At 59.8% G+C, this 13,699-nt stretch carries 14 protein-coding genes; 4 read left to right on the top strand and 10 right to left on the bottom strand.

Translation table 11 applies throughout. The features are described 5' to 3' along the window. Positions 1–58: 58 nt before the first annotated feature. Together ACA052_RS00820 and ACA052_RS00815 are read right to left on the bottom strand one after the other, a co-directional pair. A complete protein-coding gene (locus ACA052_RS00820; RefSeq protein WP_497647975.1) occupies positions 59–304 on the bottom strand; it encodes a DUF2789 domain-containing protein in 246 nt (81 codons plus the stop codon). Between the two features lie 118 nt (positions 305–422). After that, complete coding sequence (locus ACA052_RS00815; protein WP_497647974.1) at positions 423–884, bottom strand: aminoacyl-tRNA deacylase; 462 nt, start codon at positions 882–884, stop codon at positions 423–425. Positions 885–1,149: 265 nt separating this feature from the next. Here ACA052_RS00815 and ACA052_RS00810 point away from each other — a divergent pair, with 265 nt between their 5' ends. After that, the gene (locus ACA052_RS00810) at positions 1,150–1,683 is read left to right on the top strand and encodes an NfeD family protein (RefSeq protein ID WP_497647973.1); all 534 of its coding nucleotides are present in this window, start codon (positions 1,150–1,152) and stop codon (positions 1,681–1,683) included. A gap of 2 nt (positions 1,684–1,685) precedes the next feature. Then, complete coding sequence (locus ACA052_RS00805; protein ID WP_008034707.1) at positions 1,686–2,441, top strand: slipin family protein; 756 nt, start codon at positions 1,686–1,688, stop codon at positions 2,439–2,441. Positions 2,442–2,450: 9 nt separating this feature from the next. Here the strand turns inward: ACA052_RS00805 and ACA052_RS00800 are convergent, their stop codons facing one another. Then, the gene (locus ACA052_RS00800; RefSeq protein ID WP_497647972.1) at positions 2,451–4,022 is read right to left on the bottom strand and encodes a glycosyltransferase family 39 protein; all 1,572 of its coding nucleotides are present in this window, start codon (positions 4,020–4,022) and stop codon (positions 2,451–2,453) included. 579 nt (positions 4,023–4,601) lie between these two features. Here ACA052_RS00800 and ACA052_RS00795 point away from each other — a divergent pair. Beyond that, positions 4,602–5,291, top strand: coding sequence for an NYN domain-containing protein (locus ACA052_RS00795; RefSeq protein WP_497647971.1), 690 nt, complete (start codon positions 4,602–4,604; stop codon positions 5,289–5,291). On the opposite strand, the gene ACA052_RS00790 is transcribed toward ACA052_RS00795, so the two are convergent. The 5 genes from ACA052_RS00790 to ACA052_RS00770 all read right to left on the bottom strand — a co-directional run bounded on the left by ACA052_RS00790 (position 5,272) and on the right by ACA052_RS00770 (position 11,090). Beyond that, positions 5,272–6,858 (bottom strand): efflux transporter outer membrane subunit, encoded by a 1,587-nt coding sequence (locus ACA052_RS00790; RefSeq protein WP_497647970.1) that lies wholly within the window; start codon positions 6,856–6,858, stop codon positions 5,272–5,274. The genes ACA052_RS00795 and ACA052_RS00790 overlap by 20 nt on opposite strands. Beyond that, positions 6,855–7,928 carry an HlyD family secretion protein gene (locus ACA052_RS00785; protein WP_497647969.1) on the bottom strand — a complete coding sequence of 358 codons (1,074 nt, stop codon included), beginning with the start codon at positions 7,926–7,928 and terminating at the stop codon, positions 6,855–6,857. Before ACA052_RS00785 ends, ACA052_RS00790 begins: the two co-directional genes overlap by 4 nt. A gap of 26 nt (positions 7,929–7,954) precedes the next feature. Then, the gene (locus tag ACA052_RS00780; RefSeq protein WP_497647968.1) at positions 7,955–9,493 is read right to left on the bottom strand and encodes an MFS transporter; all 1,539 of its coding nucleotides are present in this window, start codon (positions 9,491–9,493) and stop codon (positions 7,955–7,957) included. 183 nt (positions 9,494–9,676) lie between these two features. Next, positions 9,677–10,594: a LysR family transcriptional regulator gene (locus tag ACA052_RS00775; protein ID WP_497647967.1), complete on the bottom strand. Its 918-nt coding sequence runs from the start codon at positions 10,592–10,594 to the stop codon at positions 9,677–9,679. A 214-nt stretch (positions 10,595–10,808) separates the two neighbouring features. Continuing rightward, positions 10,809–11,090, bottom strand: a complete 282-nt coding sequence (locus ACA052_RS00770) for a hypothetical protein (RefSeq protein ID WP_497650419.1) — start codon at positions 11,088–11,090, stop codon at positions 10,809–10,811. Here ACA052_RS00770 and ACA052_RS00765 point away from each other — a divergent pair. After that, positions 10,995–11,858: an RHS repeat-associated core domain-containing protein gene (locus ACA052_RS00765; protein ID WP_497650247.1), complete on the top strand. Its 864-nt coding sequence runs from the start codon at positions 10,995–10,997 to the stop codon at positions 11,856–11,858. The genes ACA052_RS00770 and ACA052_RS00765 overlap by 96 nt on opposite strands. Before the next feature lie 93 nt (positions 11,859–11,951). Here the strand turns inward: ACA052_RS00765 and ACA052_RS00760 are convergent, their stop codons facing one another. Both ACA052_RS00760 and ACA052_RS00755 read right to left on the bottom strand, forming a co-directional pair. Further along, positions 11,952–12,818 carry an ABC transporter permease gene (locus ACA052_RS00760; RefSeq protein ID WP_497647966.1) on the bottom strand — a complete coding sequence of 289 codons (867 nt, stop codon included), beginning with the start codon at positions 12,816–12,818 and terminating at the stop codon, positions 11,952–11,954. Between the two features lie 20 nt (positions 12,819–12,838). Next, a complete protein-coding gene (locus ACA052_RS00755) occupies positions 12,839–13,699 on the bottom strand; it encodes an ABC transporter ATP-binding protein (protein WP_497647965.1) in 861 nt (286 codons plus the stop codon).

Here is a 13,699-nt window from a genome sequence, read left to right as displayed (position 1 = left end):
CAAGTTTTGAAACAAATTGGCTCGTTTGTCACGACAGCCGCGCCAGAGTGCTGATTGTTTATCCCCCGCGCCCCTTCCTCAGCAGCACATCGAGCTGATCCACCACCTCCGCCCAATCCGCATCATCCAGAATCTCGTCACGCAAGAATGCCGCTTGGCTCTTGGTCCAGAAAAATGCATCCGCGAGGTGCAATTCCGGTTTCAGTGGGGAATGGGTGGCGATGAATTGGTCGATGCTGACCGGGTCGTTGTCCAGGCCCAGTTGTTTGAACAGGGAGGGGAGGCTGTGGGTTGGGGATTCCATGTCGGGCTCCTTGATGACTGAAAAAATGATTCGCGAGCAAGCCCGCTCCCACAGTGGAACGCGATCAACTGTGGGAGCGGGCTTGCTCGCGAAGGCGTCAGTAAAGACGCTACAAGACTTAATGACTCAACTCACACACCTCAGCATGCGGCACCATTTTCAGAAATTCCGGCATGCTCATGTGCAGCAGGTTGTTGTGGTTGCCGGCCTCCAGATAGATGTCTTTCTGCCGGGTCAGCAGCGGGTCGATGACCATGTCCAGCCCATAAGACTCGCCCAGCGCAGGTACCGCGCCACGTTCGCAGTCGGAGAACAGGTGCGCGAGCGTGCTTTCCCGGGTCACTTGCCATTCGCCACTGCCACGCACTTTAGTCAGGTCCAGATGACGGCTCGCCGGCAGAACGGCCATCAGATAATGACCGTGGTGGTCGTCGAGGATCACCGATTTGGCCACCCGTTCGGCAGGAATGCCCGCGACCCGCGCCGTTTCAAGGCTGCTGGCCGAGTGGGGGTGGGTGACGACGTCATATTCGCAGTGCGCCTTGTCCAGGCTGCCCTGCACGGTTTTTGCCATACGCATGATGCACCTCGGTGTCCGCAACACCTGTTGGCGGACGATGGTTAAGCCTGTTCGCTTCATTGAAAGTCTAGGCCCGCTGACGCCATCGCGCGGGAAATCTGCCGGTCGGATGAGGTCAACAACTGAGCAAAATTCATACAATTCATAGCTCGACTAGACTGTAAGAAGCGATGAGCTAATGCGGACTGCCTGAATCAGCGCGGTGCTCTCAGGTTCATCGTCGGAGCGCCGCCCGGAGCGAGCTCGCTCCTACAAAGGAGGGCGTGTGAACACTCGTTGTTGTGCAGTTGCGCTGCTGTTGGCCTTGAGCGGATCGGTTTTCGCGGCGGACGCCGTCGTGTTGCTGGTTCCCAACCCGATCGGGATCTGGCTGATCACGTTCGGCATTGCATTTCTGATCGCCGAAGCAGCCCTTCCCAATTATGGCGTGATCGGGTTGGGCGGCATTGTGATGTTCGTCATCGGCGCGGTGATCTTGACCAACACCGAAGTGCCTGTCCCATTGATGATCGGCCTGGGATTGGTGAGTGCCCTGCTGCTGATTTTCCTGTTGGTCCATGCCCTGAAAACCCGGCCGCGCCATACGGTCAGTGGCGATGCCGGACTCATCGGCAGCATCACCCCGGTGACGTCGTTGCAGGCCGGCAATGCCTATAACGGTTGGGTACACCTGCAAGGAGAACAGTGGCAAGTACTCAGCGCTACGCCGCTACAACCGGGGCAACGGGTCCGGGTAGTGGCGCGCAAGGGATTATTGCTGCAAGTGGCCGCGACTGACGCGGCGCCGGTTGGAGAATAGTCATGGGCCTGCAACTGGGGTTTGCCGCACTGCTGCTGTTGGTGATCGCGCTGGCGGGATCGACCTTTCGTATCCTGCGCGAATACGAGCGCGGGGTGGTGTTCCAGCTCGGCCGCTTCTGGCAAGTCAAAGGCCCCGGCCTGATCCTGCTGATTCCGGTGGTCCAGCAAATGGTCCGCGTCGACTTGCGCACCGTGGTCCTCGATGTACCGCCGCAAGACGTGATCACTCGCGACAACGTCTCGGTCAAGGTCAACGCCGTGCTGTACTTCCGCGTGCTCGATCCGCAAAAAGCGATCATTCAGGTCGAAGACTTTCTCATGGCCACCAGCCAACTGGCCCAGACCACCCTGCGGGCAGTGCTCGGTAAACACGAACTCGATGAACTGCTGGCCGAGCGCGAACGGCTGAACATCGATATCCAGCAAGTGCTCGACGCCCAGACCGATGCCTGGGGCATCAAGGTGGCCAACGTCGAGATCAAACACGTGGACCTCAACGAATCGATGGTCCGCGCCATCGCCAAACAGGCCGAGGCCGAGCGTGAACGCCGAGCGAAAGTGATCCACGCCGAAGGTGAATTGCAGGCCTCGGAAAAACTCATGCAGGCCGCCGAAATGCTCGGTCGTCAACCGGGTGCCATGCAATTGCGGTACATGCAGACGCTGAGTTCGATTGCCGGGGACAAGAGTTCGACGATTGTCTTTCCACTGCCGATCGAGTTGCTGAAGGGGATGGCCGACCTGTCGAAACCTTAAGCCATCGGCTCAATGCAGCACGAACAAACGCGCATTGGCACCGCCGGCGTGGGTTTCGTCAACGCGCTGCCAGCCTGCGGGCAACGGCGCGAACTCGTCCGGCACACCCACGGTGCCGATCAACCACACTCGGCCGCTGCCTTTGGGCAAGCCGCCAAGGTTGTCCAGGTAGATGTCCTGGCTCACCAACGTGCCGAAACCGTAGGCATTCGGCCGGCTCGAAGCACCATTGGCCAGCGGCGGGGTGTACAGCAGCGGTTTTGCGTCGGTGCGGTTGTAATAGACGTAGCTGAGGTACCAGAGCATGTCGCTGGTGACGATGCGGTCGCCGCTCACGAAGTGCTGGTTCACGTAGTCGACCATGACGCTGGTCTGATCATTAATATCCACCGTGGCGTTGTTCTTCAGGCCCACCAACTCAACGCCGACAAACAGCACCAGCACGGTTAGCGCCAGCATCCGAAAGCCTGAATACAGGCGATCGACAGCCAGCGCCACAATCATTGGCAACCCCAAGGCATAGGCCGTCAGGTAACGCTCGATAAATACCGGCGTGATAAACGACACTCCGAACACCAGTAGCAACGGCAGTGATGTGTAGATCACCAGCAGCGCGCTGCCACGAATGACGCTGCGGTCCCGCACCAGCGCCACCCCCGCAATGGCCAGCAACGCCAGCGGCAGCGCGATGAACATCAGCGTCGGCAGGTTCTCGCCATCGTCCTGCAACAGGAACGACCATAGCATCGAAGGCAACGAGCCGAACGTGACCGGCGTCTCCCACCCCACATCGCCATTGGCCTTTAGCTGATCCATGTGCTGGATCAGATCGATCAGGCTTGGCACCCACGGCAGGTACAACAGCACGATCGCCACGTTCGCCAGCCACCAGCCGGGACGCTGGATATGCCGCAACCGATACCCTGGCTGTACGCGGATCAGCCCCAGATAAAGCCAGTGGCACAGTACACAAAGCGCGGTGAAGTAATGGGTGTAGAAAGCGGCAGTCATCAGCAACGTATACGCCACCAGATAACGCGTGCGCCGGGGGTACCTGACCCAGTAGACCAGCGCAATCGTGGCGCCGATCAACCACAGTCCCAGCAGCGAATACATTCGCACTTCCTGGCTGTAACGCACCGCCGTGGGCAGCAGCGCCAGCAAGAAACCCGTCAGTAACGCGGCACGCCGGGTGGCGATCAGGTCCATCAGCCAGACGCCAAGCCAGACCGTAGCGATACCGGGCAATGCGCTGAGAACGCGGATCGAAAAAATACCGTCGCCGAACAGCTCGACCCAGCCATGCAACAGCAGGAAATATAGCGGCGGGTGTACGTCATGGGCCGCGTGCACCCAGATTCCGGCCATGGAGTAGTGGCTCAGCAACAGGCTGGACCCTTCATCACCCCAGATGGCCGCAGCCGTCAGGTCGTAGAAACGCACCAACGCGGCCAACGCCAGGATCGGCAACAGCCAGTGCTCCTGCGCCCACCGCAACCAGCGCTGAACAGTCGCCCAGACGCCAGGCGCAGCGTGCGGACCATCGGTGCCGCCAAGCGGCGTCTCTCTGCGCGCCTCCATTGCTACCCCTTGCAATTGCCGGTGCAAACACCACGGCCATGACCACGAAGCCTGTTGATCACTGTAGGTCAGGCGCAGTTCCGTCGTCGATACTGGCTTTTCGACCAACGACCGCTGCCAAACATAGGAATCAACTTCACTCTGGTTCGGCGTAGATAGAAGTTTGTTGTTTCAAAGAGACAATCCTTTCAGAGTTGTTGATTGGCCAGCTCCCGAAGGGGCGATGGGTACTAAATCCCACACAAAATCGGGAACCTCCATTCAATCTAAATTGAAAATAGCGATAGACATTGTCCGATCAAGTGACGGGCGCGACCGCCCCCTTTTCCCTGCAATAATTGCTAATAGCTGAGGCTAGGAATGCCTTGACCGTCGCCCCCGCAAACGCACAAAACTAGTCGGCCGGCACTGGAATTCGTCCAGTCGAGTGGGCGCTGGTCAGTCGAGGGTTGACGTGCAAGATGCACTCAATCTAGGATCAGCTCACTACTCAACCCCGTACGCAGAGATTCAGTTCTCTGGCAGTTGGGGTGAAAAAACCGGCCTCGGCCGGTTTTTTCGTTTCTGAGGATTGGATTTGTGCGCACTGCGTTCTTCGTTGACGGCTACAACGTGTTCTACGGGTTGTTGGCAGGCACGCCTTACAAATGGCTGAATCTGCCGCGCTTGCTGACGCATATCGCCAATATCGAAAATCCTCAGAGCGTCCTTGCCTCGATGGACTACTTCACCTCCTCGGTCAAACCTGAGCTTGCTACCCGTGGCAGGATTTCAAAGGAGGCTCAAGACTCTTACGTCCGCGCCCTGAAGGCCAACAATGTCATTGTTCACTACGGTCGCCACCAACTTGAGCGGGCAAGCGCTCCGCGTTTTATCGACAAGAAAATCGCTGCGTCGCGCCAGGACAAAGTCGCGATATGGAAACTTGAAGAGAAAGAAACTGACGTCCATATCGCCATAAGCATGTATCGCACCGCAGCCAAGCAAGCCAATATCCATATTGCCGAACGCATTCAACAGTTGGTTCTGGTATCCGGTGATACCGATATGACACCCGCGCTAAGGGCCATCCGAGAGGACTTCCCTCTAATGACAGTGGGGGTCGTTCTTCCATGCCGGACCGGGCTCAAGCGTTCTCCACCTGGCTCGCTGATAGAATATTCACACTGGATGCGCCGAGTCGTCTCGTCAGAAGAATTGCAATCACACCAGTTCCCAACTCGAGTACCCACTCATAAGGCGCCGGCGATCAAACCGGATTACTGGTAACGACCTCTGGAACCGGATACACCGACTCCCACCCCCCACCCAATGCCTTGTACAACCCGACCATCGCCAGCGACACACCGGTCGAACTCTCCACCCATTGTTCCTGCGTCGCCAGCAGCGCGCCTTGCACCGTCAGCACGTTGACGAAGTCCACCACGCCTTCCACGTATTGCTGCTGTGCAGTGCGCAGGGCGATCTGGTTCTGGCGCACGGCTTCGGCGAGGCTGTCGCGGCGTCGTTGGCTGGCGTTGTAGGCCGTCAGCTGATCATCGATTTCATGCCAGGCGCGCAACACGGTCTGCTGGTAGGCGATTGCGGCTTCCTGTTGCTGGGCTTCGCGCAAGTGCAGCACGCCACGCAAACGTCCGCCATCGAAAAGAGGCAGGCTGAACTGCGGACCGATGCCGAACGAACGCGAGCCCCAAGAACCGAAATCGCTAAGCTGCATCGCCTGCGAACCGAGGTTGCCTGACAGGGTGATCCGCGGGTAGAAATCGCCCTTGGCCACGCCGATACTCGCGGTGGCCGCATGCAGGCGTGCTTCGGCCTGGCGGATGTCCGGACGCCGCTCGGCCAGTTGCGACGGCAGGCCGATGGCGACCTGGCGCGGGGTTGACGGCACCGGAGCGTCTGTGGACAACTCGGTCGATAGCGCTTGCGGCCGTTCGCCCATCAACAAGCTCAAGGCGTTGATCAGTTGCGACTGTCGCTGCTCCAGCGCCGGCAGGCGCGATTCGATGGCCGCCACTTGTGCGGCCGCTTCGGCGACGTCCAGGTCAGTGGCGACACCATCGGCCAGGCGCAGCTGTGACAGTTTCAGGCTGTGACGAGCGACGTCGAGGTTTTGCTCGGTGACCGCTCGCGTACTTTGCACCCCGCGCAACTGAATGTAGCCCTGAGCGGTTTCCGCGAGCACCGACAGCAGCACCCCGCGGCGGTCGTTTTCCGCGACTTCCAGGGTGGCGTCGGCGGCTTCGGTTTCGCGTCGGACGCGGCCCCAGAAATCCAGTTCCCAGGACGCAGAGAAGCCCGCGTCCCACAGGTTGAACGCCGAGTTGCCGTCGTGCCCCGAGGGATCGCTCAAGCCTTCGCCGCTGTTGCGATTACGCCCGTAACTGCCGGTTGCCGCGGTGTGAGGATAACGGTCGGCCGTGATCACCTGACGCGCGGCGCGACTTTGCTGCAAGCGACTGCTGGCGAGTTTCAGGTCGAGGTTGTCGGTCAGGGCACGTTGGGTCAGCGCCGAGAGTTTCGGGTCATGAAAGGTCTCCCACCAGCGTTCTTCCATGTCGGCCGTCACCGCTGCACTGGCGGCGGCTTTTGCCGATTTCGACCATTCAGCGATTTGCGGTGCCTGGGGCTTCTGGAAGTCGGGGCCTACGGTGCAGGCGGTGAGGCTCATGACGAGTAAGGCACAGAGGGTCAGTTGAGGCAGCCGGCCTCTTCGCGAGCAGGCCCGCTCCCACAGTGGATCTCCTTTTGTGCCGAGGTTGTGGCCGTTGCGCAGAAATAATGTGGGAGCGGGCTTGCTCGCGAAGGCGCCAGAACAGTCGACCGAGATCTTCATCGTTGCACAACCTCATGCTCACCCGCGCTCGCTGCGCTCGCCGTATCAATCCTCGCCTCCACCGACATCCCCACCCGCAACCGCTCGACCAGTGGCTGCCCCGATTCCAGCACAATCTTCACCGGAATCCGCTGCACAACCTTGGTGAAGTTGCCGGTCGCGTTATCCGGCTTGACCGACGCAAACGTCACGCCAGTGGCCGGGGCAATGCTCTCGACCCGACCGCGCAACGCTTCACCGCCAAGGCTGTCGACACGCACCTGCACGCTCTGCCCCGGTTGCACGTCAGTCAGTTGGGTTTCTTGAAAGTTGGCGACCACATAAGCCTGCGCCAGCGGCACCACAGCCAGGAGCTTGCTCCCCGGCGTGACGTAGGCGCCGACCCGCACAGCGCGTTCACCGACCATGCCGTCCTGCGGCGCGACGATCCGCGTGTAGGACAACTCGTAGCTGGCAATTTCCAGCGCCGCTTGCGCGCGTTTCAGTCCACCTTCAGCGGCGTCGCGCTGAGCGCTAAGGATGTCGACCTGCTTGCGCTCCGCCGCCAATACGGCCGTTACGTTGGCCAGCCGAGCAGAGGCCTGATCGATTCGGGTCCGTGCCTGCTGAGCGTTTTGCACCGTGCCGGCGCCCACCCCGGCGAGGTGGTCGTAGCGGTTCAATTCATGTTCGGCGAAAGCCATTTCCGCCTTGGCCGACACCACGGTCGCTTGGGCCTGAGCAATCATCGACGTCTGCCGTTCAAGCGTCGCCCGTGCATTTTGCAATTGCGCCCTGGCCACCAATGTCTCGGCGTCGGCAGCTTGAGCGGCGGCGCGCAAATCCCGATCATCGATCAATGCCAGCAACTGCCCGGCTTTGACTTGCTGGTTGTCTTCCACCAGCACGTCCTTGATGAACCCGGCGACGCGCGGCACCACCAATGTGAAGTCCGCCGAGACAAAGGCGTCATTGGTGTTCTGCTGCGTGCGCTTACCGAAAATGCCGGGCACCAGCAGGTAAACCAGAACGCCGATGGCTAACGCTGCGGCAACGCCGACAGCCACTTTTTGCTTTGCATGAGTCGTCATAAAAACCTTCGGTTTCAGTGGAGCGTTCAAGTTGGCGCACGCGGCGGATAGACCCGCGTCGGCAGCCAGAAAATCAGCAGGATCAGCGTCAACGCGATGCCGCTCATGCACAGATAAAGGTCCGCAGCCGTCAGCACCACGGCCTGCTCATGCAGCCGGTGGGCAAGGCCTGAGCTGTCGCTGTCGGCCAGCGGTGAGTTGCCGAGGCTGTCCACCAACATGGTCGAATGAAAATGCAGTCGTGAAGTGGTCAGCGTCTCGATCACCCCGGTGGCAATTACCGCCGACAGGCCTTTGACGGTGTTGAACCAGGCCGAAGCGAAGGGACCTTCCATCGGGGAAATGCTGCCGGTCGCGAGCATCAACAGCGGCAGCACCGCCATCGGCTGACCGAAGATTTGCAGCAGTTGCTGGACGTAGAAGTCATCGCGAATCCACACCGACGTCAGCTGCGAACCGCCGAGGCAGGACAGCGCCAGCATGCCCAGGCCGATCCCCAGCACCCAGCGGCAATCGACCCAGCGCAGATTGCACAGCGCCGCCACCAACGGCAGCGCGATCAACTGTGGCAATGCCGCCAAGAGCATGATCGGCGCGGTTTGCACCGGACGATAACCCTGCACCTGCGCCAGGTAGCTGGACGGAATAACGATTACCGCCAGCAGCACCACCAGCACGCCTGCCAACGTCAACAAGGCGAACGAGAGGTTGCGGATGCCGAGCATCTGCATTTTGAAAAACGGGATCGGCTGCGACCATTCGTTGATCAGGAACAGCACCAGCAACAGCAGTCCACCGCCGAGCAATCCGCAGATCAGGTTCGACGCGAACCAGTCCAGACGATTGCCTTGAAGGATGCCAATCACCAGCATGCAGATCGCTGGAAACCCCAGCAGCACACCGCGCCAGTTGAACTGCTTGAAGCGCTCCAGGCGCACCGGATCCTGGGGCAAACCGTAGGCCACTGCGAGCATGGCAATCAGGCACGGCGCGATGATTTGCCAGAAGGTCCATTGCCAACCGACGTATTCCGTCCACAATCCGGCCAGCGGAGTGCCGAGCCCGGGACCGAACGTCGCCGTCAGGGCATAGCCGGCCAAGCCATACAGCTTCACGTTGGCCGGCAAAAAGCGCAGCGCAACCGTCATCAGCATCGGTGGCAACGCGCCGCCGGCCAGGCCCTGCAAGGTGCGCAGGACCAGCAGGCTTTCGTAGTTCGGCGCGAACGGACAGAGCACGCCCAGCAACGTGAAAGCGCTGATGGCGCAGAGGGTGAACCGGCGCAGCGAAAACGTCACCGAACACCACGGCGCGAAGGCCGTCGCGGCGACCGAGGTCGCGGCATAGCAGGCGACCAGCCAGGTGCCTTCGTCGTAGCCGATGGCCAACGCGCCGCGAATGTCGGACAGGGCAACTTTGGTCACCATCTCGTTCAGGCCCGACACCAATACCGCCACCAACACGCCCACCAGGCCGATGATGATCCGCGGGCCGAAAACCGGTGGCGTGGCAGCAGGGGCTGGGCTGGTCACGGCGAGTGGCGCCGTGACGGTGAGGGAAGTCATGTACTGCAAGCTCCGGAATTTGGGTACCGGAGCATTTTAGGAAGCGCGGGGCGTTACGAAAATCAACTTATTGGCAGGTTATAATTGCGCCGGACGCAATTCTTAAATCAAAAGATCGCAGCCTTCGGCAGCTCCTACAGGGATAACAGGTAGGAGCTGCCGAAGGCTGCGATCTTTTGATCCTCAGGGCTGTGCCGCCAACCACGTCTCATCACAACACGCCTTGAGTGTTTCACGCAGCCAGCGGTGAGCCGGATCCTTGTCGAAACGCGGATGCCAGGCCTGGGTCAACATCAACGTCGGCAGCGGAACCGGCAAAGTGAACGAGCGCAGTTTCAAGCCCAGCCGCCGCACGCTCAATATCGCTTCCTGGGGCACAGGCAGAATCAGGTCGGAATCGGGCAGCGCGAACATCGCCGCATGGAAACTCGGCGCGATCACCGCCACCCGCCGCTCCAGCCCCAAGGCGTTGAGCGCGGCATCAATTGGCCCGCGAGCAATGCCGCGTCGGGACATGCTGATATGTGAAAACCCGGCGAAGCGCTCGGCCGTGATCTCCGCGTCGAACAGTGGATGGTCCTCTCGAACCAAGCCTACGAAGTGCGTGGAGAACAGATTCTGCACCTTCACTTCCGGGGTCTGCGGCCGGGTATTGCTGACGTTCAGATCAATCCGGCCTTCGCGCAGCGCTTCATCATCGCCATCGCCTTCGGGCACGAATCGCAGTTCGCAATGCGGGGCCTGGCGATCCAGGGTGTCGAACAACCTGCCACCGTAGACACCGACGAAAAAGTCATTTGCGCGAATGCTGAAACGCCGGCGCAGCGAACCCAACTCCACCGCATCTGCCGAACGAAACAGCAACGCAGCCTGCTCCACCACGTCGCGTACCTGCTCACGCAACGCCAACGCCTTGGGCGTAGGCACCAGGCCGCGACCGGCGCGTACCAGGATCGGATCGCCGATAGCCTCGCGGATCCGCGTCAACGTCCGGCTCATCGCCGCCGGGCTGAGGTTCATCCGCCGCGCAGCGCCCACCACGCTGCCCTCGTCGAGCAAGGCGTCGAGGGCGACCAACAGGTTCATGTCCGGGAGTTGCATGTTAAGCACTCGTGGCTGATCAGGATTGAGTCAGACGCAATGCTAGCAGATCAAAAGATCGCAGCCTGCGGCAGCTCCTACATGGGAGCGCGTTTCCTTTGCAGGAGCTGCCGCAGGCTGCGATCTCTTTTCAGACGCGACGCGAAATCCAAAAAACTAGCAGTTCTGATAGTTCACAAGCCTTGGGGTGAGGCGTAAAACTTACGAATGGAACTCACCAAGCACCCACCTTTAGCGGAAATTCGGCATGAGCCAAAAAAGTCCTGACTCGCACCGCACCGTGTTGCTGGCAACCGATCGCAATCATTCCATCATCGGCGAAGTCGTCGATGGTCAGGCCAACACCATCGGTTACTCCGCCTATGGCAAGCAATCCGCGCAGCAGGACGTCGAGACGCGGCTGGGTTTCAATGGCCAATTGCGTGAAGCGAACGCCGGCTGGTATTTGCTGGGTAACGGTTACCGCGCTTACAACCCTACGCTGATGCGATTTCATAGTCCGGACAGTTGGAGTCCGTTTCAACGGGGCGGGTTGAATGCGTATATGTATTGCGTGGGGGATCCAGTGAATCGGTCGGATCCTACGGGTCATGTTTCACATTTTCTGGGCAAATTGGGCAAATTTGCCTCTGGCGTCGACAAGTTTCTCTTCGGAGGCGCCGATGTTACCGGCCCTAGCCGTACCAGAGCTCTAAAAGCCTCAGCGCCATTGGGCACAATGAGTCCCGAAAATACGGGGGAAGGAAGGGCACTTGCCGGGATAGGTACTGATGTCGCCGCAGCACCTGGCGCCAGACGACACCCTGACTCAATGGGACTGAATTTGGGCACTACGACGCCTAGGAGTCGCCCTGGGTACGCAGGTGGTGCCGCCATGGACGGACTGACCTATCGCACCTCTCGCTCAATACCTCAAACACCAACCGCTGTTAGTGGTAGCGCCAGCCCCCACAGGAACGGAACTAACACTCCGCCAGCCTACGAACCACCACCGTCATATGCGCAAGCAACAGCTCTCTGGAACGCTGACACTTTTGCTCACTCGCAACAGCCTCAGACCTACACGGTCAACAAAATGGCCAGAGCTCCTGCGGAAAATGTGGGGGCTGCGGCTCCTTACCAGGCACCGGCAGGGGCACCGCCACAGCCACCAGCACTTGTGGTTGAGCAAAATCAGCTTTTGCAGGGAATTGCAGAATTAAACGACATGCAACGGGATATGATTCAGCTTCGAGCTAACGCCTGGAGGTGTCGGATTCTTTGAGTCCGCTGCGGCAATGTCAGCACGCTTTGACACGCGTCGATCGTCGGCGTGAGTATTGGTGGACTATGGTTTTTAGGCAGCATTTTTCTGACCTCACCGCTGCATCCCCCACCGCTTCACCGTCACCCGCTCCAACGTATCAAACACCAGATTCTCCACCAGCAACCCAATCAAAATCACCACCGCCAACCCGGCAAACACCTTGTCCGTATACAGCTCATTGCGATTCTGAAAAATGTACCACCCCAACCCACCCTTGCCGCTGGTAGCGCCAAACACCAGCTCGGCCGCGATCAACGTGCGCCAGGCGAAAGCCCAGCCGATTTTCAGCCCGGCGAGAATCGATGGCAGCGCAGCGGGAATCAGGATGAACAGCACGAAGCGCATGCCTTTCAAACCGTAATTGCGGCCGGCCATGCGCAAGGTTTCCGAGACGCCGAGGAACCCGGCATAGGTGTTCAATGCCAGCGCCCAGAGCACCGAATGCACCAGCACGAAAATCAGGCTGTTCTGCCCCAGGCCAAACCACAGCAGCGCCAGCGGCAACAACGCAATCGCCGGCAGCGGGTTGAACATCGAGGTCAACGTACTCAGCAGATCGCGACCGAACTGTGTCGACACTGCCAACGTGGTCAGGGCAAATGCGAGGACAATGCCGATCAGGTAACCCTTCAGCAACACCACCAGCGAAATCCACACTTTGCCGAGCAACTCGCCACTGAGCAGACCGTCGTACAACGCGCTGCCGGTTTGCAGAAAACTCGGCAACAGCAGGTCGTTGTTTTGCACGCGGGCGACGATTTCCCAAAGCACGGCGAGCAGAATCAGGATCAGGCTTTTACGAATCCAGCCCTGTTGCCACAGACGCTGGCCAAGCGGTAATTCCCGCTCCAGCGGCACACTCGTCAGCGGTTGCAAAACGGTTTCAAATTCTTCACGCACGGATGATAACTGGCTCATCGGGCACTCCTCTCAATGGCTCAATAAGCGATGCGGATGTCGGAAAAATCCAGCTCGCGCTCAGTTTCCGGAGACTGTCCTTCATCAAACAACAGCCGATGAATGCGTCGCGCCGATTCCTGAAACGCTACGCCGCCCAGGCTGTGCAGATCGTATTGGTGGCTGTGGACTTCGGCCCGCACTCGACCCGGATGCGGCGACAACAACAGAATGCGGTTGCCCACCACCAGCGCTTCTTCAATGGAGTGCGTGACGAACAGCAGCGTGAAGCGCACTTCTTCCCAGAGCAGCAGCAATTCTTCCTGCATCTTGCGCCGGGTCAGCGCGTCGAGCGCCGCGAACGGTTCGTCCATCAGGAGGATTTTCGGCTGCATCGCCAGCGCCCGGGCGATAGCGACCCGTGCCTTCATGCCGCCCGACAAGGTGTGCGGATAAGCATCGGCAAACGCCGTCAGACCGACCTTGTCCAGATAGTGCAGCGCCCGCTCTTCAGCTTCACGACGCTTAAGCGTTTTCGACGCCAGCAGCGGAAACATCACGTTCTGTTTGACGGTTTTCCACGGCGGCAGTTGATCGAACTCCTGGAACACCACGATGCGGTCCGGGCCCGGCGCATGGACGGCCTGCCCTTGCAGGCGAATCTCGCCCTCGCAGGGCTGAATGAACCCGGCAACTGCTTTGAGCAACGTCGATTTACCGCAACCGGAAGGACCGAGCAGCACAAAGCGGTCCGCCGGATCGATTTCGAAACTAACTTGATGAGTCGCTCGAACCACACGTTGCGGCGTGCGGTATTCGAGGCTGACATTATCGACCGACAGCAGTGCTTGGGCCGCTGCGTTCGGTTTGCTGACCGTGTGGCCTTGCAAAGGGGCGTTCAT

Source organism: Pseudomonas sp. LBUM1644, assembly GCF_059716195.1.
The sequence above is the reverse complement of the archived record's forward strand: the minus strand, read 5'-3'. Positions and strand labels throughout refer to the sequence as shown.